Consider the following 17,969-nt stretch of genomic DNA (forward strand, 5'->3'; position numbering starts at 1 on the left):
CCCTCGGCACTACACGCCTACCCGTACTTCACTGTGGTCGCCGAGGACGAAGCGGTACGTCTTCGGCGCGCGCGGGCCCGGGGTCAGGCGCGCCTCACGGCCGATCATCGACCACTCGATCCGGCCGATGCCGTCGATGAAGGCGCCGCGGAGCACGATGGACTGCTCGATCTCGCTGTCGATGACGGTGCAGTCGCAGTCGATCGACGTGAACGGGCCGAGCTGCGAGTTGCGAATGATCGAGCCGGCCCCGACCACGACGGGCCCGATGATCCGCGACCCGGTGATGACCGCCCCGGGCCCGATCACGACCCGACCGGTGATCTCGGTGTCCGCACTGACCTCGCCACTCACCTCGGAGTCGAGGCTTTCCAGGATGAACCGGTTCATCTCCAGCATGTCCGCGAGGCTGCCGGTGTCCTTCCAGAATCCGGTGATTATGGTGGATTCGATACGCCTGTCGTGGTCGATCAGCCACTGGATGGCGTCGGTGATCTCCAGTTCGTTGCGCCACGACGGCTTCAGTTCGGCTATCGCCTCGTGCACGACCGGGCTGAAGACGTACACGCCCACCAGAGCGAGGTCGCTCTTGGGATACCGGGGCTTCTCCTCGACATCGACGACCCGGCCGTCCGGGCCCATCGTCGCGATGCCGAAGGCGTGCGGATCCTTGACCTTGGTCAGCATCAGCTGGGCGTGCGGGCGTTCCCGGCGGAACCGCTCGACCGCGTCGTTGATGCCACCGAGGACGAAGTTGTCGCCCAGGTACATCACGAAGTCGTCGTCGCCGAGGAAGTCCCGGGCGATCAGGACCGCGTGCCCCAGACCGCGCGGGGCGTCCTGCGGCAGGTAGGTCACCTTCAAGCCGAACTGCGAGCCGTCACCGACCGCCCGCTCGATCTCCGGCGCGGTGCTGCCGACGATGATGCCAACTTCCCGGATCCCGGCGTCACGAATTGCTTCCAGGCCGTAGAAGAGGACCGGTTTGTTCGCGACCGGAATGAGCTGCTTCGCTGACGTGTGGGTGATCGGGCGCATTCGCGAGCCGATTCCACCCGCCAATACCAGCGCTTTCACGAGTCGATCCTGGATGTTCGGACCGGGACAGGAACGTGGTTCACGATGGACTCCGGCAGTGGAGGCGACTGGTTCTTCGACGGTACCGAAGTCTGTCCCGTGATTTCCCTACTAAAGGGTCCGTTATCGATCGACGGCGACGCCGGGAGTCGGACCAGCCGACCAGGCTGAACAAGCAGCGCGCACGGACAGGTCGGCTATCCGTCCTGGCCCGTCCCGACCAGGTCGGCACCCGCCGCCCGCAGCAGGGCCCGCACCATGCCGGCGAAGTCGACGCTCGGGCGCCAGCCGGTCGCGGCCTGCAACCGGCTCGCGTCGCCGACCAGCGGCACGCTCGGCCGGGTGAGCACCGCGGCGTTCTCCTCGACGTGGTCGCGCCAGTCCAGCCCGACCGCCGCGAAGGCGGTCTCCGCGAACTCGCGGACGGTGCGCCGCACCCCCGAGGCGACCACGTAGTCGTCCGCTGTCGCCAGGCCGAGAATCCGCCTCATCGCATCCACGTAGTCCGGCGCGTAGCCCCAGTCCACCTCGGCCGCCAGGCCGCCGAGCACGAGCCGGAACGCTTCGCCGCGCTGGATGCGGACCACGGCGTCCACGATCTTGCGGGACACGAAGCCGGGGCGGCGGAGCGGGGACTCGTGGCTGTAGAGGATGCCGACCGAGGCGAACACCCCCCGCGCCCGGTAGGAACGACAGTGCAGCAGACCGGCCGCCTTGCTGATGCCGTAGACGGAGGTCGGTCGAAGCGGCGTGGTCTCGTCCTGTACCGGCGTGTCCGGCCTGCCGAAGACGTGTGAGGAGGCGGCGTAGAACACCCTGGTCGCCGGGCTGTGCCGCTCGACGGCCTCCAGGAAGTGCACCACGGCCAACGTGTTGACGGCGTACGACCGGTGCGCCAGCTCCACCGGATCGGCGACCGGGTCCTGCGCGGAGTTCTGCACCGCTGCCAGCAGGTAGATCTCGTCCGGTCGCAGCTCGGTCACCAGTTCGGCCACGTCGTCGGGCCGGACGATGTCGACCGGGCCGTGCCGGCCCACCGGCACCACCCGGTAGTCGTGGGCCCGCAACAGCCGGCTCAACAACACCCCGTCCTGGCCCTCGGCACCCACCACGATCGCCGTCGGCACGGTCAGCCCTGGCGCTCGGCCGGCAGCGGGAACACCACTCGAACGCCGGTGACAGCACGTCGACCGCGTGACGTCACGTGCCGGAGCGCGCCGCCGCCGGGGGCCGTCCGCACGGTGGGCCGCGCCCGCGCGAGGAGGGCGCGCGTGGTGCCGCCGCCCGGGAGGACGGCGTGGTGTCGGGTCATGAATGGCTGCTTCCGCTCGAAAAGGGACACGGCGAGTCTGACACAACGGGGGGCGACATTCGACTTGTCCGCAGATTCTAGGCCGTTCCCTAATCCTGACCTGGGGTGATGACTGTCGGGTGCCGCACCCATATCGTGACTGTCGAGGTCATCCCTTGAAGGAGACGGCATGGACGCGATGGAAGTGGTGGGCACCATAGACCACCGTGACCGGGAGGAGTTCCGCAGTCGTGGGTTCGCGATACTCCCGCAGGTCGCGAGCGAGTCGGAGGTGGCGTGGCTGCGCCAGGCCTACGACCGGCTTTTCGTCCGGCGCGCGACCCCGGGCGCGGAGGACTTCTACGATATCGCCGGCCAACGCGACCGCGAAGGGCCGCCACTGCTGCCGCAGATCATCAAGCCGGAGAAATACGTACCGGAGTTGCTGGATAGCCCGCACTTCGCGCGGTGCCGGTCAATTGCGTCAGCCTTTCTCGATATGGCCGAGGAAGAGCTCGAGTTCTACGGGCACGCCATCCTGAAGCCGCCGCGATACGGCGCTCCGACGCCGTGGCACCAGGACGAGGCCTACATGGATCCCCGGTGGAGGCGGCGCGGGTTGAGCATCTGGACGACCCTGGACGAGGCCACCGTCGAGAGCGGCTGCCTGCACTACCTGCCGGGGGGCCACCGCGGTCCGGTGCTCCCGCACCACCACATCGACAACGACGACCGCATCCGTGGCCTGATGACCGACGACGTCGACCCGACCAGCGCGGTCGCCTGCCCGCTGGCGCCCGGGGGCGCGGTGGTGCACGACTTCCGAACCCCGCACTACGCCGGCCCGAACCTGACCGACCAGCCTCGGCGCGCGTACGTGCTGGTGTTCATGAGCGCGCCGGCCGAGGTCGCCGACCCCGAGCCCCGCCCGTGGATGGACTGGGGATAGCCGGCCCGACCACGCCCCCCTACCCGAAGAAGGCCAGCAGGTTCCGCAGGACGCGGGGGTAGCCGTACTCCTCCCGCACCCGGTCCTGGATCCGACCGACGATCCGGGCATGCCGCTCGAAGTCCGTGGTGAGGCGGGCGAGCGTCGTGGCCGGATCGTCGCCGAGCAGCAGGGGCGCGCACTCGTCGCCGTAGACCTCGGCGAGGAACTCCGCGTCGGCGGAGAGAGCCGGCAGGGCGCCCGACGCCAGGGTCTCGAACATGCGCGGCGTCAGCAGGCCCGTGCCCGCCACCAGGGGACGGACCAGGACCGGTGAGATCAGCGACCGGCCCATCTCCGGGATCACCTGCCCGAAGGCCACCGGCGGGCAGAGCTCGACGCCGCGTTCCGCCAGCCAGCCCGGGACGCTTGTGGTCGCGTCCTCGAACCCGGGAGAGGTGGCGCCGTCCCAGAAACGGCCGCAGACCCGCATGCGCGGCACGGGACGCAGCGTCACCGCCGCCTCCACCAGGGCCGTCAGCGGCTCCCAACGCCACCAGTTGCTGCCGATGTACTGCAGGTCGTAGTCCCGCTGCCGGCCGAGAGTCAACGGGTGGCACACGGTCTCGGGCATGCCGATGCACGAGAAGAACTCCGCTCCCGGGGCCATCTTCCCGGTGAGCTTCGGCTGTAGCATCACGTCGCTCAGCTCGCTGTAGAGCGAGCGCCAGCTCTCGGCGGTGTACTTGCCCGCCGTGCCGTCCACGCCCAGTTCCGGATGCTCGTCGGCCCAGTGCAGGTCGAAGTCCACGACCAGGCGGCGCGACCGGGGGAACGTGCGGGTCGCCAGTTCGATCTGCTCGGGCGTCAGGAACTGCCGGGCCTCGAACATCACCACCAGGTGGGTGCCCCAACCGAGGTCCGGCTCGACGGGCAGGAGCCCGGGCACCTGGTCGTCCATCCGCGACAGCGGGCCGCTGACCCGGACCTCGCAGCCCGCCGCGCCGGCGGCCCGGACGTAGCCCTCCACCGTGTGACTGAACCCGGCCTGCCAGTGGAAGTTGCCGGAGATGAGGATGCGGGGCCCGGTCACGACGCCACCTCACGCCGTGCCGGCGTACGGCCCGCGCGCAACGCCCGGTGACTGCGTCGACGTTCCGCTATGGTCGGCGCGTGGCCCGCCAGCCAGCGCACCGCCGCCAGGGTTTCCCGGGCCCCGGTCATCGGGTCCACCCTGCCGACCACGGTCCGGCCGACCAGGTCCGCCACCAGCCACCGGGCGGCCAGCCGGGTCGCCTTGGTCGGGTGCCAGTCCACGTCCGTGAGCAGGTAGTAGTAACGGTTGCGCCGCATGTGCACCCGGGTGTACGCGCTGCGCGTGGCCGCACCGCCGCCGCCGTGGTGTTGCAGGCCCTCGTCGAGCAGGAGGGCCACCCGCCAGCCCGCCCATCTGGCCCGCCGGCACAGGTCCACCTCCTCGTAGTACGTGTGGAACACCTCATCGAACACGCCCACCTCGCGCAGCATCGCCACCCGCGCGAACAGCGCCGCGCCCTGGACGTACGCGTGCTCCAGGGTCCTCGGCGCGCGGCCTTGCGGGCTGCCGGCCGGGGAGGGATGAGCCATCCCGTCGCCCGCGAACGCGTGCTGTTCGCCCAGCCAGAGTGCCGTGTTGGTCCAGTCGTTGAACTCGACGAGCTCGGTCGACTCGGCGTCGTAGCGGTATTGCAGCGGGCCGACGATGCCGTACTCCGGCCAACGCTCGGCGAATTCGACCATCGCCCGGACGAGCCGTGGCGGGGTCCAGGTGTCCGGGTTGACCAGGAACACGTAGTCGGCGCCGGCGGCGAGCGCGGCCCGGATGCCGACGTTGTTGGCGCCGGCGAACCCGAGGTTGGTGGGATTACGGGTGATCTTCACGCTCGGGAACTCCCGCGCGACCAGCTCCGCGCTGCCGTCGGTGGAGGCGTTGTCGATCAGGTGCACGTCAAGATCGAATCCTTCGGTGTCACTGTCGACAAGCGCCCCCAGGCAGCGACGCAGCCACTTGCTCTCGTTGGTGGTCACCGTGACGGTCGCCACCCGCGGGCGTCCCGATGTCATGTGCCGGCCTCTCTCCTTCAACACCGCGTCCGATACCCCCACAGCAGCTACCGACGCAGCACGGCCCGGATGGCCTTGGTGAGTTCGAGGGCGTCGGGCAGCAGCGCGTGGTCCAGGTTCAGGGCGTACGGGATCACTGCGCCGTCGGGCCGGGACACCCGCTTCGGCGGTACCGCCAAGCCGAACTCCTCCGCCGCGGTCGCCGCGATCTCGGCGCCGAAACCACACATCCGGTTCGAGTCGTCGATCACCACCAGCCGACCGGTCCGGCTGATCGACTTGCCCAGGGTCTCCCAGTCGACCGGGTAGACCGTGCGCGGGTCGATGACCTCGACCGACGCCTCGCCGGCCAGGTCGGCGGCCACCTGGAGGGCGACCGGGACCAGATGGCCCACGGCGACCACCGTGACATCGGTGCCCTCCCGGTGCGTACGGGCACTGCCCAGCGGCACGGCGTCGAGGTCACCGTCGATCTCCTCGGACGTGCCCATCAGCAGGGTCGGCGCGAACACGGCGACCGGATCCGGCTCCCGGATCGCCGACAGCAGCAGGCCGTACGCGTCGCTGGGCGTCGCCGGCACCGCGGTCTTGACCCCCACGTGCGCGAGCAGGCTGTACGGGTGGTCGGAGTGCTGCCCGGCCATGCCCGACCGGGACCCGGAGCCGGGTACCAGATAGGTGACCGGGACGCTGGCCTGGCCGCCGGTCATCAGCGAGAACTTGTGCGCCTGGTTGGCGATCTGCTCGAACACCAGGTACAGCAGGGACGGGATCTGGAACTCGACGACGGGACGCTGGCCGGCGATGGCGGCCCCGGTGGCCAGGCTGGTGAACGCCTGCTCGGACAGCGGCGTGTCCACCACCCGGCCATCGTGCGCCTCGGCCAGCCCCTTGGTGATGCCGGTGAGGCCCAGGCAGACGTCCTCGCCGAAGATGCACACCCGTTCGTCACGGGCCATCTCGTCGCGCAGGGCCTGGTTCAACGCTGCGATGTAGGACAGACTCGGCATCGGATCACGCTCCCGGCCGCGTCGGCGCCGTGCCGGCGTACAGGTAGTCCAGAGCGTCGCGCGGGTCGGACCCGGGACTCGATCCGGCGAACGCGACGGCTTCGGCGATCAGCGCGGCGATCTCCGCGTCGACCTCGTCGGCGACCGCCGGCGCGAGACGCGCCCGCTGGCGCGCCAGCGGGTCACGTTCCGTCCAGCTGGCCACCTCGGCCTCGTCGCGGTAGTTGATGCCCATCAGGTGTTCCACGGTGTGGTGACCACGGAACCGGTAGGTGACGCACTCGAGGAAGTGCGGTCCCCCACCGGCACGGCAGGCGGCCACCGCCCGCCCCGCGGCCTCGGTGACCGCCTCCACGTCCATCCCGTCCACCGCTTCGGCGGTCAGGCCGAACCCGGCCGCCCGACGCACCGGGTCGCCCGCCAGGCCCCGGTCGACCGGCAGGCTGATGGCGTACCCGTTGTTCTCGCAGACGAACAGCACCGGCAGCGACCACAACGCCGCCAGGTTGAAGGCCTCGAGCACCACGCCCTGGCTGAGTGCGCCATCGCCGAAGTACGCCACGGCCACCTGCTGGTCACGGCCCTGGCGTCGGGCTGCCCAGGCCGCGCCCACCGCGATGGGTGCGCCCGCGCCCACGATCCCGTTCGCGCCGTAGACGCCCAGCCCCACGTCGGCGGCGTGCATCGACCCACCACGCCCCCGGTTGAGGCCCGTGCTCGCGCCGTACAGCTCGGCCAGGGTCCGCTTCGGATCGGCGCCCTTCGCGAGCACGTGGCCGTGCCCACGGTGGGTGCTGGTGATGACGTCGTCCTCTCGCAGGTGGGCGCTCACGCCCACCGCGACGGCCTCCTGACCGATGTAGGGGTGGATACCACCGACGATCGTCCCGGCGACGGCCATTTCGAGGCAGTGCTCCTCGAACTCCCGGATGAGACGCATCTGTCGGTAGAGGTATCGAGATCGATCCGGCTCGGTCGTCACATGAACTCCCCTTTCGCCAGAGCGGACGGGATTCGGCACCGACTGTAGGGCGGGACGGTCCAAGAAATCCCCAGAGATCACCGCGCCTTCTCGGTCAGGTCCCGCAGCACGTCGACGACGGTGACCGGCAGGGGCATCTCGGCGATCTCGTCGGCCAGGGCACGCGCGGCCGTGGCGTAGGCCGGCTCGGTCAGCAGCCGGCGGGCCGCACCCGCGAGGGCGTCCTCGGTGTCCGCACCGGGCGGCAGGCTGATCGCGATGCCCTTGGTCGCCAGCATCCCGGCCCAGTCCACGAACCGGCTCTCCTGCGGGATGATCAGCTGCGGGACACCGGCCTGCATGGCGGTGAGCGCGGTCATCGTGCCGGAGTGATGCACGATCAGGGCGCAGGTGGGCAGGACCATGTCCAGCGGAACCCAGCCCGCGTGCGCCACCCCGGGCATCTTCCGGACCAGCGCGCCGACCTCCTCCGGGGCGGCGACGACCAGTTCGACGTCCAGGTCCGCGAGCGCGGTCACGAGGTTCCACAACAGGTCCATGCCGTGCGTCGGCGTGACCAGGCTGCCGGCGGTCAGCAGCACCCGGCGCCGGTCCCCCGGCGTGACCATCCACGGTTCCACGGGCCGCTGCTCGCTGGTGGGCGTCCACCGCATCGGCTGCACCGGTCCGCCCGCGGGCCGGATGCTGGCCGGGAAGATGTCGATCGCCAGGTCGAAGTCGGGCACCCGGTCGAGGCCGAGCGCGCTCAGCTCGGGCTCGAGCTCGTCCTCGACGCCGGGGTGCGTGCCGTCCCGGTCGATCGGGGTCCCGGTGAGCAGGTGCCGCGCGCACGGCAGGCCGAACTCGGCGGCCAGCAGCGGGCCGGCGTAGGCGTGCGGCCCGCTCACCAGGACGTCCGGCCGCCAGCCGGTGACGAGGTCACGCGTCGGGCCGAGGTTGACGGCGGCGAGACGACCGAACATGTGGCCGACGAAGGTCGGCAACTCGGCGGGGTCGGTAGGAAACTCCAGCGCGTTCCCGGCGCGATCGGTGGTCAGAAGCTGGGTCAGCGTCAGCTCACTCGTCGTCACGGCGGGCAGGCCGATGCCCGTCGCCGCGGCGGCGCCCTCCACGGTGGACGCGACGATGACCTCGTGGCCGCTCACCCGTGCGGCGACGGCCAGGGCCCCCACCCCGAATACGTTCGATTTCACCGGCCCCGGCAGAAAGAGTATCTTCACGAACCCTCCATGCGCATTAATGTCTGGACGACAGTGCCCGGCGCGGCGCACACCAAGCCCCCCGCAGCCGACAGCCGACCAATTCGAGGGTTCCGCCCAGCAATTCGGCGAGAACCCGTTCCCGGGCCGAACATGCTGGGATCAGGTTGACGCCAGACGGTCAACCAGCCCCATCGTAGATCACTTCGGGCGCATGACACTAGCGCTCCCACTAGACCTTCCCAGTGATCGTAGAACGCCAATCTGGACACGCCGTACGGTGATGTTCTCAATAGAAGGATCACGTCCCGTCCTCCTCACGATTGGGAGCCTCATGGTCAGCACGGTCTTGGTTATCGGTGGCGGTCCGGCCGGATCGACCGCCGCGGCACTGCTCGCGCGTGCGGGACTGTCGGTGACCTTGCTGGAGAAGGAGACCTTCCCGCGCTACCACATCGGCGAGTCGATCGCGTCCTCGTGCCGGACCATCGTCGACTTCGTCGGCGCGCTGAGCGACGTCGACGCCCGCGGCTACACCCAGAAGAACGGTGTGCTGCTGCGGTGGGGCAAGGAGGACTGGGCCATCGACTGGACCGAGATCTTCGGTCCCGGAGTCAGGTCCTGGCAGGTGGACCGCGACGACTTCGACCACGTGCTGCTGAACAACGCCGCCAAACAGGGCGCGACGGTTATCCAGAACGCCGAGGTCAAGCGGGTGATCTTCGACGGCGACCGCGCGGTGGCCGCGGAGTGGGCCGAGCCGGACAGCGGCGAGCGGCGCACCACCGAGTTCGACTTCGTCGTGGACGCCTCCGGCCGTGCCGGCATGATCCCCGCCCGCCACTTCAAGCACCGGCGGGCGAACGACACGTTCAAGAACGTCGCCATCTGGGGCTACTGGGACGGCGGATCACTGCTGCCCAACTCGCCGCAGGGTGGCATCAACGTGATCGGCGCGCCGGACGGCTGGTACTGGGTCATCCCGCTGCGGGGCAACCGCTACAGCGTCGGGTTCGTGTGTCACCAGAAGCGCTTCCTCGAACGCCGCAGCGAACACGGCTCACTCGAGGACATGCTCGCCGCGCTCGTCGAGGAGTCGCCGACGGTGCGGAGCCTGGTGGCGACCGGGACGTACCAGCCGGGTGTCCGGGTCGAGCAGGACTTCTCGTACGTGTCCGACAGCTTCTGCGGCCCCGGCTACTTCGCCGCGGGCGACAGCGCCTGCTTCCTGGACCCGCTGCTGTCGACCGGCGTGCACCTCGCGCTCTACAGCGGCATGCTCGCGTCGGCGTCGATCCTGGGCATCGTCAACGGCGACGTCGAGGAGGAGCAGGCCTACGGGTTCTACGAGACGCTCTACCGCAACGCCTTCGAGCGCCTGTTCACCCTGGTCGCGGCCGTCTACCAGCAGCAGGCCGGCAAGGCGAACTACTTCGCCCTCGCCGACCGGCTGATCGGCGAGCACGACGAGGCCGAGTTCGAACGGGTCGACGGCGCCAAGGCGTTCGCCCAGCTGATCGCCGGGCTCGCCGACGTGAGCGACGCCATGGCCGGTCGCTCGGTTCCGCCGCAGCTACCGGCGGCCGACGCCGGCAACTCGGTCGGCCAGCTCTTCCTCGCCGCCGAGCAGGCCCGCCGGATGGCGGAGGCCGGTGTCCCCAAAGCGCCGGTCAGCGAGGGGCTGAACAAGATCGACGGGCTCGAGCTGTTCGACCCGGAGACCGGCCTGTACCTGATGACGAGCCCGCGACTGGGCATCGGACGGACCCGGCCGGCGTGAGCGGCTCCCTGGCGGCCGACCCCGCCCAGCGCAACGAGGACTACGACCGACTCACCGTCGAGATCATCGAGCGGGTCTGCGGCCGGACGGCCGTGTCGGTGGACCTCGGCGCCGGCGTCGGCGAGATCACCCAGCACCTGGTCCGGGTGGCGCCGGAGGGCAACCACTTCGCCGTCGAACCGTTGCCCGCACTCGCCGACGAGTTGGCAGACCGGCTGCCGTCGGTCACGGTCGTCAGGGCGGCAGCCGCCGACGCCGCGGGCCGGCACAGCTTCGTGCACGTGGTGTCCAACCCCGGCTACAGCGGCCTGCGCCGACGTCCCTACGACCGGCCGGCGGAGACGCTGCACGAGATCACCGTGGACACGGTGCGCCTGGACGACGTCATTCCCGCGGACGTACGTGTCGACCTGATCAAGATCGACATCGAGGGGGGCGAGGTGCTGGCCCTGCGGGGGGCGCGCGACACGTTGCGGCGTGGTCGGCCGGTGATCGTCTTCGAGCATGGCGGCGACAACGTCATGCGGGAGTACGGCACGACGACGGATGACCTGTGGTCACTGCTGGTGGAGGAGCTGGGTTACCAGGTGTTCACCCTGCCGGCGTGGCTCGCGGGCGGGCGGGCGCTGAGCCGCGCCGCGCTCACCACGGCCCTGGAGCAGGACTGGTACTTCGTCGCGGACCGCGCCGCCGGGCCCGCGACCGCTGATCAGAAGGGTGTGGACTGATGAGTTCCGTCGGAGACCTGCGTGTCGTCAACCGGATCGCGGAATGCGACATCCGGCGGACGGGGCTGCTGCCCGAGCACGTCACGGCCTTTCGCCGGCAGGGTGTCCTGGTCGTCCGCGGGTTGCTCACACCGCAGGAACTGGCCGACGTCCAGGAGGCCGGCCGGGCCCTGATCGACCGGGCGTGGTCGACCCGGTCCATGGAGGACACGGTCTGGACGTTGGAGCCCGACCAGCCGGGCGCCGCGCCGGTGCGGATCGAGTACGTCGTCGACAAGGCCCGACCCATCGCCATGCTGGCCGGTCATCCGTTGCTGCTGCGGATCATGGAGCAGTTGGTCGGACCGAATCTGATCCCGACCTGGGACAGCATGGTCTTCAAGACACCCGCCGGAGCGCCCAGGCTGGCCTGGCACCGCGACGCCGGGCTCTACGACAACGCGGTCGGCGTCACCGGTGCGGGCCGGGTCATCGACGCCGGGATCTACCTCGACCCCGCCCCCGAGGACAACTGCGTCTGGTGCATCCCGGAGTCGAACTACTGGGGCGACGACCGGTTGACCGCCACCGCGGACCAGCTCAACGCGAGCGAATGGGACACCACCGGGGCGGTGCCAGCCGTGATGCAGCCGGGGGACCTCCTGTTGCACAACATTCTCACGCTGCACGGGGCGCCCGCGGTGGTCGGCAAGCAGCGCCGGGTCATCTACTTCGAGTACCGGCCGGCCGAGGTGGAATGGCAGTTGGGCCCGCACAGCGCGGAGTACATCGGGCTGAAACAGCAGGTCCTGCGCTCCTGCATCCAGATGCGGGCGAACGAGCCGCAGTTCGGCGACGAGGAGCCGTTCGACTACCAGCCGGCCGAGTCGCTCCGGCACTGGGTGGACCGGCCGGAGATCGACACGCTGCGCTTCGCGCACGAGGAGTACTGGCGATGGTGAGCTCGGGGGGCATCCGATGAGCGTTCCGGGCGACAGCCACGCCACCCCGTCCCCGACGGCCGATCAGACCGCGTGTGTGCTGCCGTGGATCCACCTCTGCGCCTCCATCGACGGCGTCTACGGCCGGTGCTGCGTCGACGACTCGATGTACCACACGGAGCTGTACGACGAGCAGGAGGAGCCGGCGTTCGCGCTGAACGACGACGCGATCGGTTGCTCCCCGGGCTCGCGGTACGCCAAGGACAACCCGGACCGCGTGATGGGCATCCGGGAGGCCTTCAACAGCCCCAACATGAAGCGGACCCGGCTGGCGATGCTCGGTGGCGAGCGCGTGGAGGCGTGCAAGTACTGCTACTTCCGGGAGGACCACGGCGCCCAGTCCTACCGGCAGAACGTCAACCGCCGGTTCCACCAGGAGTACGACCTCGATGCGCTCGCCGCCCGTACCGCCGCGGACGGCACGGTCGAGGAGTTCCCGTTCTTTCTCGACATCAGGTTCGGCAACCTCTGCAACCTGCGGTGCGTCATGTGCACCTACCCGGTGAGTTCCTCCTGGGGCGCCAAGCAACGCCCGTCGTGGTCGTCCGCGGTCATCGACCCGTACCGCGACGACGACGAGTTGTGGGCGACGCTGCGGGAGAATGCGCACCTGATCCGCAAGCTGTACTTCGCGGGCGGCGAACCCTTCCTGCAACCGGGTCATTTCGCCATGCTCGAGCTGCTCGTGGAAACCGGGAACGCGCACAACGTCGACATCCAGTACAACTCGAACCTGACCGTCTCCCCGGACAACGCGATAAAGCTCCTACGGCACTTCAAGAGCGTGGGCATCGGGGCTTCCTGCGACGGCGTCGGCGAGGTGTTCGAATACATCCGGGCCGGCGGGAAGTGGGCGGACTTCGTGGCCAATCTGCGCCTGCTCCGGTCCGACTTCGACGTCTGGCTCCAGGTGTCCCCGCAGCGGCACAACCTGTGGGACCTGCGCAACGTGCTCGAGTTCGCGCGTACCGAGGGGCTGGAGGTGGACCTGGCCAACGTGGTGCAGTGGCCGCAGGATCTCTCGGTCGCCAGCCTGTCGGCCGAGGAGAAGGCGCGCGCCACCCAGGAGCTGACGGACCTGATCGCCTGGTGCGCCGAGCTCGGCTGGGACAAGCCCGCGACCCATCTCGACGCCCTGCGTTCGTTCATGAACTCGCTCGATCCGACCCGCCTGGTGGACGACGGGGTGTCCTGAACGACGACCTCCGCAACGATTTCGTACGGTGCCGCGACAGTTCCTGGCCCAGAGCGAAGAATGGTTGATGCATATGCGAGGCGTTTCCTTGCCGCCGAAGATCAGGTGTGGGGAAAACGCTAGTCCAGGTCCGCTACTCTCGGTCGGGCAGCCGCCGACCGCAGCGGAGCCTGTCGCGCCGGGCCGGTCGATTCGCGCTTGTGTGGTGATCGGGCTCGGCACGTGAACAAGCGACCCGTGCAGGTACGGCGCTAGGGAAAGGTTCCGATGCGGATTCTGTTTACCGTGTCCAACTGGGCTGGACACTACATGTGCATGGTTCCGCTCGCATGGGCGTTCCGGGCGGCCGGGCACGAGGTCCGGGTCGCCTGCCCGCCCCAGCAGGTTTCGGGGGTCCAGGCGACCGGCCTGATGCCGGTGTCGATGCTCGACTCCGCCGACATGATGGAAAGCGCCCGGCTGGCCTACTGGTCGTTGGCGATCAACACCCCGCCGCAGAGCGGGGAGATGCCTCTGCCGCTGCATCCCTTCACCGGTGAGGCGCTCGGCTCCGTGCGCGATTTCGACACCGGCATGCTGAGCGACTTCTGGAAGAGGTCCATCGCCGCGGTCCAGCGCAGCTTCGACAACGCCGTCGACTACGCCGCGTCCTGGCGTCCCGACCTGGTGGTGTACGACATCATGGCGGTCGAGGGGGCGCTGGTCGGCATTTTGAACGACGTGCCCAGCGTCTTCTTCGGGCCGGGCTTCATCGGCACGGTGGAGACCGAGCCGGGGCTCAACATGATGGCGGGGGATCCCCTCTCCTGCTTCGAGAAGTACGGCGTGCAGTGGACCCGGCGCGACATCAAGTACGCCGTCGATCCGTCGCCGGACGTGGCCATTCCGCCCATGGGCGACGCGCTGCGGATACCCATCCGATACCACCCCTTCAACGGATCTCAGGACGTCGACCCCTGGCTGTTGGGCCCGGTCAAGGGCAAGCGGGTGTGCGTGGTGTGGGGCAACTCCGCGACGGGGGTGTTCGGCGAGCGGCTGCCGGCCCTTCGACAGGCGGTCGAGACCGCGGCGCAACTGGCCACCGAGGTGGTGCTCACGGCGGCGCTGTCCGAGGTGGACGCGATGGGCACGCTGCCACCGAACGTCCGGGTCCTGCGCAACTGCCCACTCGAACTGATCCTGCCCGACTGCGACCTGCTCATCCACCACGGCAGCGCGAACTGCCTGATGAACGGCATCGCCATGGGGGTGCCGCAGCTGTCACTCGCGCTGAACTTCGACGGGCAGATCTACGGTCGGCGGCTGGATCCGCAGGGAGCGACCAAGACGTTGCCCGGGCTGCTGATCGACCGCGACGCGATCGACAAGGCCATCGGTGAGGTGCTGTTCGACCACCGGTACCGGCGCCGGGCGGTCGAGCTCAGCGAGTCCGTCGGTGCCGCGCCGACCGCCGCGCAGGTCGCCGACCTGCTCGTCACCCTGGCCCGCGAGGGTGAGCTGACCGCCTCCGACGTCGCCGGGTTGGTGACCGGGCGAGGGCCGCAACGTAAGGAAATCACCCAGGACACCGTGAGCGAGGTCTGATGAGCAACGCGCAAGGAACACCCGCCACCGGCCCCAAGCCGCCGCTGCGGAGCATGGGCGACCTCAACATGGTCTGGGAGTGGAGGACGCCGGACGAGATGCAGATCCAGCTCGCCGGCACCCAGCCCCGCGACGAGTACCTGCAGGACCGCGTCGACCGGGCGAAGTGGATGGCCGAGCGCCTCGGGATCACCCCGGAGTCGTCGATCTTCGAGATCGGCAGCGGCGAGGGGATCATGGCCAACGTCCTCGCGCCTTCGGTGCGACGGATGCTGTGCACCGACGTCAGCCGGTCCTTCCTGGACAAGGCACGGGTCACCTGCCAGGACCATGCCAACGTCGACTACCACCACATCGACAACGACTACCTGGCGGCGTTGCCGTCGGCGGAGTTCGACGCGGGCTTTTCGCTGAACGTGTTCATTCACCTCAACGTCTTCGAGTTCTTCCACTACTTCCGTCAGATCGCCCGGATCCTGCGGCCCGGCGGCAGGTTCGGGGTCAACTTCCTCGACATCGGCGCGTCGACGCGCAGCTTCTTCCACTTCTACGCGGAGCGGTACCTGACGGCGAACCCGGTCGAGTTCAAGGGTTTCCTCTCCTTCCACGGCATCGACGTGATCTCCTCGTTGGCCGTCGAGGCCGGCCTGACGCCGCTGCTGGACGAGTTCGTCAACGAGGACGGGGTCTGCTACCTGATCCTGCGCCGCGACCAGAAGTAGGCGACGTGGACCACCCGCCCTCGGTGTGAGCGTCCAGGTGCCGGCGGGCACCTGGACGCTCCGGCCTCCGGAACGGGCGGAGCGGGCCCACGGCCGTCGGCCGTCGTGGTCCGGGCCACCGCCGCAGACCCGACGCCGGGGCGGGGGTCCCCCGCCTGCCCGGCGTCACTTCGTCCAGGCCGGCGATTCGAGGACCTGGACGATGACACAGGACAGCACGACGCCGGGTGCGGTGCCCAGCATCAACATGTGGTCGCCCGGCCGGAGCTCCCCCGTGCGCACCAGGTGATCGAAGGACAGGATGGTGTCGCTGGCGCCGCAGTGCCCGATCCCGCGACCGTACTCCCAGGTCGAACGCGACATCGGCAGGTCCCACATCGTCATCACCCGCTGCTCGACCACCTCGCGGGAGTAGTTCATGAACCCCACCCGGGCGATGTCGCCGATCCCGATCTCGGCCTCCGCCAGCGCCTGGTCGACCAGCTCGACGACCCGCTGCGGCACGTCGGCCATGGCTGCGGCCGCCGGGCTGCGGCTGGCGAACTGCTGGCCGATCCGGGCGCTGAAGTCCGTGGTGCGGCCGACCGTGATGCTGGGCGGGAACAGCGGCTCGTCGCCGCGGTGCAGGGCTTCGGCGGTCGTCATCGTCCGTGTGCACACCGAACGCAGCCGGGCGAACCCCGGTTGTTTGGTCAGCACGATGGCCGAGGCGGCGTCGCCACCGATGAAGCCGGGTCCCATCGACCAGCGGTCGATCAGCGGCGTGCCGTAGTTGTCCGCCGCGACGAGCAGGGCGCTCGTGCGTTCCGGAACGGCGGTCAGGTAGCTGGCGGCGAGTTCCATCGCGCTGAACAGACCGTTGCAGCCCTGCCGGATCTCCAGGGCGAGCAGGTCGCCGCCCACCAGATGCCGTTGCAGGTACGACTGCGGCGGCCAGCCGTCCGGTCCCTGGTGCCACGTGCTGGCGTACAGCAGCAGGTCGAACTCCTTCGGCGACCCGCCCCACCGCTTGACCGCCTGCTGTGCGGCCCGGAGTGCCATCTCGGGGGGAGGCATGTCGCCCGCGACCGCGACGCCGACGAGTTCGTGCGCCTCGGCGTCCTCGGCCGAATAGAGGCCCCGGGCGACCGCCCAGTCGACGCTCACCCGCGGCGGAATGAACGTCCCGACACCGCCGATGAACATGTCCGGTGTCCGCATGAATTCTCCTCCTCGCAATTCATGTTGATCATCACCGCAGCTCGGAGCCGCCCCGGCCTTCGTCCACCGGACCACGACTCTATGATGGCCGCATCGCAACTAGTCTGGAATTCCACCTAGATGTGGAACGGATCTTCGTGTGGTATTTCCCGCCGACGGAGCACGATGCGTTCGCCGGCATCGGGCTCGGGGCCGCCGCCGAGAACACGGCGGGTGCCACCCCAGCCGACGCCGACACTTGTCCCCGGCCCGCCGGCCCGTGCGGACGACCGGCATGATTGTCCCGCCGCAGGGCACGCAAGCCGGGTTCGTGGGAAGGGTCTCAGCCATGTCCAAGATCGGAGAAGGGCCGCGGAGGCGTGGCGTGGAGGCCCGGCTGGAGCGGCGCAACGCCAGATTCCAGCAGTGGGAGGCGCTGCTGACCAACCGGAACACGCGGCACCGGCTGGGTGAGTTCCTGGTGCAGGGCGTACGCCCGATCAACGAGGCGATCGCGCACCACTGGCGGATCCGGGCGCTGCTGCACGCGGGGAACCTGAGATCGCAGTGGGCGCGTGACCTGGTCAGGGAGCAGGTCGCCGACGAGGTGATCCGGCTGTCCCCGGAGCTGCTGCACGAGCTCGCGGGAAAGGACGAGGACACCACCGAGCTGATCGCCGTCGTCGCGATCCCTCCGGACGACCTCACCCGGATCCGCGTACGCCCGAACGGCGTTCTGGTGGTGCTCGACCGTCCGATCAGTCCGGGCAACGTGGGCTCGCTCCTGCGCTCGGCCGACGCGCTGGGCATCGACGGGGTGATCGTCGCGGGCCGGGCGGCCGACCTCTACGACCCGAAGACGGTTCGGGGCAGCCGCGGCTCGCTGTTCGCCGTTCCGGCGGTGCGGGCCGAGACCCCGACCGCCGTGCTGGAATGGCTGCGGACGATCGACGCGATGACGCTCGTCGGCACGAGTGAGGACGCGGTCACCGACATCTGGAATCACGACTTCACCGGGCCGACCGCCGTCGTCGTCGGCAACGAGACAAGCGGAATGAGCAGTTTCTGGGCCAACAACTGCGACGTGGTGCTCCGGATCCCCATGGTCGGGTCGGCGAGTTCGCTGAACGCGACGGTCGCCGCCTCGATCACGCTGTACGAGATCACCCGACAACGGGCGTGACCGCACCTCTGGTGGAATCGCTAGTCTT

The 17,969-nt window shown here is 69.4% G+C and carries 16 protein-coding genes; 8 read left to right on the forward strand and 8 right to left on the reverse strand.

What is annotated here, in order from left to right; all coding sequences use genetic code 11:
- Positions 1-9: 9 nt before the first annotated feature.
- Both HDA31_RS25805 and HDA31_RS25810 read right to left on the reverse strand, forming a co-directional pair.
- Positions 10-1,077 (reverse strand): glucose-1-phosphate thymidylyltransferase, encoded by a 1,068-nt coding sequence (locus tag HDA31_RS25805; RefSeq protein WP_074477009.1) that lies wholly within the window; start codon positions 1,075-1,077, stop codon positions 10-12.
- Between the two features lie 197 nt (positions 1,078-1,274).
- Entirely contained in the window at positions 1,275-2,204 is a 930-nt protein-coding gene (locus HDA31_RS25810; protein WP_178063238.1) for a GDP-mannose 4,6-dehydratase, read from the reverse strand.
- A gap of 354 nt (positions 2,205-2,558) precedes the next feature.
- Between HDA31_RS25810 and HDA31_RS25815 the strand changes: the two genes are divergently transcribed.
- Positions 2,559-3,317 (forward strand): phytanoyl-CoA dioxygenase family protein, encoded by a 759-nt coding sequence (locus tag HDA31_RS25815; protein ID WP_178063237.1) that lies wholly within the window; start codon positions 2,559-2,561, stop codon positions 3,315-3,317.
- 19 nt (positions 3,318-3,336) lie between these two features.
- On the opposite strand, the gene HDA31_RS25820 is transcribed toward HDA31_RS25815, so the two are convergent.
- The 5 genes from HDA31_RS25820 to HDA31_RS25840 all read right to left on the reverse strand — a co-directional run bounded on the left by HDA31_RS25820 (position 3,337) and on the right by HDA31_RS25840 (position 8,611).
- A complete protein-coding gene (locus HDA31_RS25820; RefSeq protein ID WP_178063236.1) occupies positions 3,337-4,389 on the reverse strand; it encodes a CgeB family protein in 1,053 nt (350 codons plus the stop codon).
- Positions 4,386-5,399 (reverse strand): glycosyltransferase family 2 protein, encoded by a 1,014-nt coding sequence (locus HDA31_RS25825; protein WP_178063235.1) that lies wholly within the window; start codon positions 5,397-5,399, stop codon positions 4,386-4,388. Before HDA31_RS25825 ends, HDA31_RS25820 begins: the two co-directional genes overlap by 4 nt.
- Positions 5,400-5,446: 47 nt before the next feature.
- Complete coding sequence (locus HDA31_RS25830) at positions 5,447-6,409, reverse strand: alpha-ketoacid dehydrogenase subunit beta (RefSeq protein ID WP_074477004.1); 963 nt, start codon at positions 6,407-6,409, stop codon at positions 5,447-5,449.
- 4 nt (positions 6,410-6,413) lie between these two features.
- Entirely contained in the window at positions 6,414-7,349 is a 936-nt protein-coding gene (locus tag HDA31_RS25835) for a thiamine pyrophosphate-dependent dehydrogenase E1 component subunit alpha (RefSeq protein WP_178063234.1), read from the reverse strand.
- Between the two features lie 119 nt (positions 7,350-7,468).
- Positions 7,469-8,611 carry a nucleotide disphospho-sugar-binding domain-containing protein gene (locus HDA31_RS25840; protein ID WP_178063233.1) on the reverse strand — a complete coding sequence of 381 codons (1,143 nt, stop codon included), beginning with the start codon at positions 8,609-8,611 and terminating at the stop codon, positions 7,469-7,471.
- Positions 8,612-8,924: 313 nt separating this feature from the next.
- Here HDA31_RS25840 and HDA31_RS25845 point away from each other — a divergent pair, with 313 nt between their 5' ends.
- From HDA31_RS25845 to HDA31_RS25870, 6 genes are all read left to right on the forward strand, one after another.
- Entirely contained in the window at positions 8,925-10,370 is a 1,446-nt protein-coding gene (locus HDA31_RS25845; protein ID WP_178063232.1) for an NAD(P)/FAD-dependent oxidoreductase, read from the forward strand.
- Positions 10,367-11,098: an FkbM family methyltransferase gene (locus HDA31_RS25850; RefSeq protein WP_246384345.1), complete on the forward strand. Its 732-nt coding sequence runs from the start codon at positions 10,367-10,369 to the stop codon at positions 11,096-11,098. Before HDA31_RS25845 ends, HDA31_RS25850 begins: the two co-directional genes overlap by 4 nt.
- Complete coding sequence (locus tag HDA31_RS25855) at positions 11,098-12,039, forward strand: phytanoyl-CoA dioxygenase family protein (protein WP_074477000.1); 942 nt, start codon at positions 11,098-11,100, stop codon at positions 12,037-12,039. Before HDA31_RS25850 ends, HDA31_RS25855 begins: the two co-directional genes overlap by 1 nt.
- Positions 12,040-12,055: 16 nt before the next feature.
- Positions 12,056-13,273, forward strand: a complete 1,218-nt coding sequence (locus HDA31_RS25860) for a twitch domain-containing radical SAM protein (RefSeq protein ID WP_178063231.1) — start codon at positions 12,056-12,058, stop codon at positions 13,271-13,273.
- 315 nt (positions 13,274-13,588) lie between these two features.
- Positions 13,589-14,857, forward strand: coding sequence for a nucleotide disphospho-sugar-binding domain-containing protein (locus tag HDA31_RS25865; protein WP_246384342.1), 1,269 nt, complete (start codon positions 13,589-13,591; stop codon positions 14,855-14,857).
- On the forward strand, positions 14,857-15,579 hold the full coding sequence (locus tag HDA31_RS25870) for a class I SAM-dependent methyltransferase (protein WP_074476997.1): 723 nt from the start codon (positions 14,857-14,859) through the stop codon (positions 15,577-15,579). The genes HDA31_RS25865 and HDA31_RS25870 overlap by 1 nt, the downstream gene beginning before the upstream one ends.
- Positions 15,580-15,744: 165 nt before the next feature.
- Here HDA31_RS25870 and HDA31_RS25875 read toward each other — a convergent pair whose 3' ends face one another.
- Positions 15,745-16,779, reverse strand: a complete 1,035-nt coding sequence (locus tag HDA31_RS25875) for a ketoacyl-ACP synthase III family protein (protein ID WP_178063230.1) — start codon at positions 16,777-16,779, stop codon at positions 15,745-15,747.
- Between the two features lie 328 nt (positions 16,780-17,107).
- On the opposite strand from HDA31_RS25875, the gene HDA31_RS25880 reads away from it, so the two are divergent.
- Positions 17,108-17,941, forward strand: coding sequence for a TrmH family RNA methyltransferase (locus HDA31_RS25880; RefSeq protein WP_178063229.1), 834 nt, complete (start codon positions 17,108-17,110; stop codon positions 17,939-17,941).
- Positions 17,942-17,969 lie beyond the last annotated feature (28 nt).

This window comes from Micromonospora carbonacea (assembly GCF_014205165.1).
Classification (GTDB): domain Bacteria; phylum Actinomycetota; class Actinomycetes; order Mycobacteriales; family Micromonosporaceae; genus Micromonospora; species Micromonospora carbonacea.

Coding starts and splice junctions, on each gene's coding strand:
- HDA31_RS25815 (WP_178063237.1), top strand. CDS start 2,559: ATGGACGCGATGGAAGTGGTGGGCACCATAGACCACCGTGACCGGGAG.
- HDA31_RS25825 (WP_178063235.1), bottom strand. CDS start 5,399: ATGACATCGGGACGCCCGCGGGTGGCGACCGTCACGGTGACCACCAAC.
- HDA31_RS25830 (WP_074477004.1), bottom strand. CDS start 6,409: ATGCCGAGTCTGTCCTACATCGCAGCGTTGAACCAGGCCCTGCGCGAC.
- HDA31_RS25835 (WP_178063234.1), bottom strand. CDS start 7,349: ATGCGTCTCATCCGGGAGTTCGAGGAGCACTGCCTCGAAATGGCCGTC.
- HDA31_RS25845 (WP_178063232.1), top strand. CDS start 8,925: ATGGTCAGCACGGTCTTGGTTATCGGTGGCGGTCCGGCCGGATCGACC.
- HDA31_RS25855 (WP_074477000.1), top strand. CDS start 11,098: ATGAGTTCCGTCGGAGACCTGCGTGTCGTCAACCGGATCGCGGAATGC.
- HDA31_RS25860 (WP_178063231.1), top strand. CDS start 12,056: ATGAGCGTTCCGGGCGACAGCCACGCCACCCCGTCCCCGACGGCCGAT.
- HDA31_RS25865 (WP_246384342.1), top strand. CDS start 13,589: ATGGTTCCGCTCGCATGGGCGTTCCGGGCGGCCGGGCACGAGGTCCGG.
- HDA31_RS25870 (WP_074476997.1), top strand. CDS start 14,857: ATGAGCAACGCGCAAGGAACACCCGCCACCGGCCCCAAGCCGCCGCTG.
- HDA31_RS25875 (WP_178063230.1), bottom strand. CDS start 16,779: ATGCGGACACCGGACATGTTCATCGGCGGTGTCGGGACGTTCATTCCG.
- HDA31_RS25880 (WP_178063229.1), top strand. CDS start 17,108: ATGTCCAAGATCGGAGAAGGGCCGCGGAGGCGTGGCGTGGAGGCCCGG.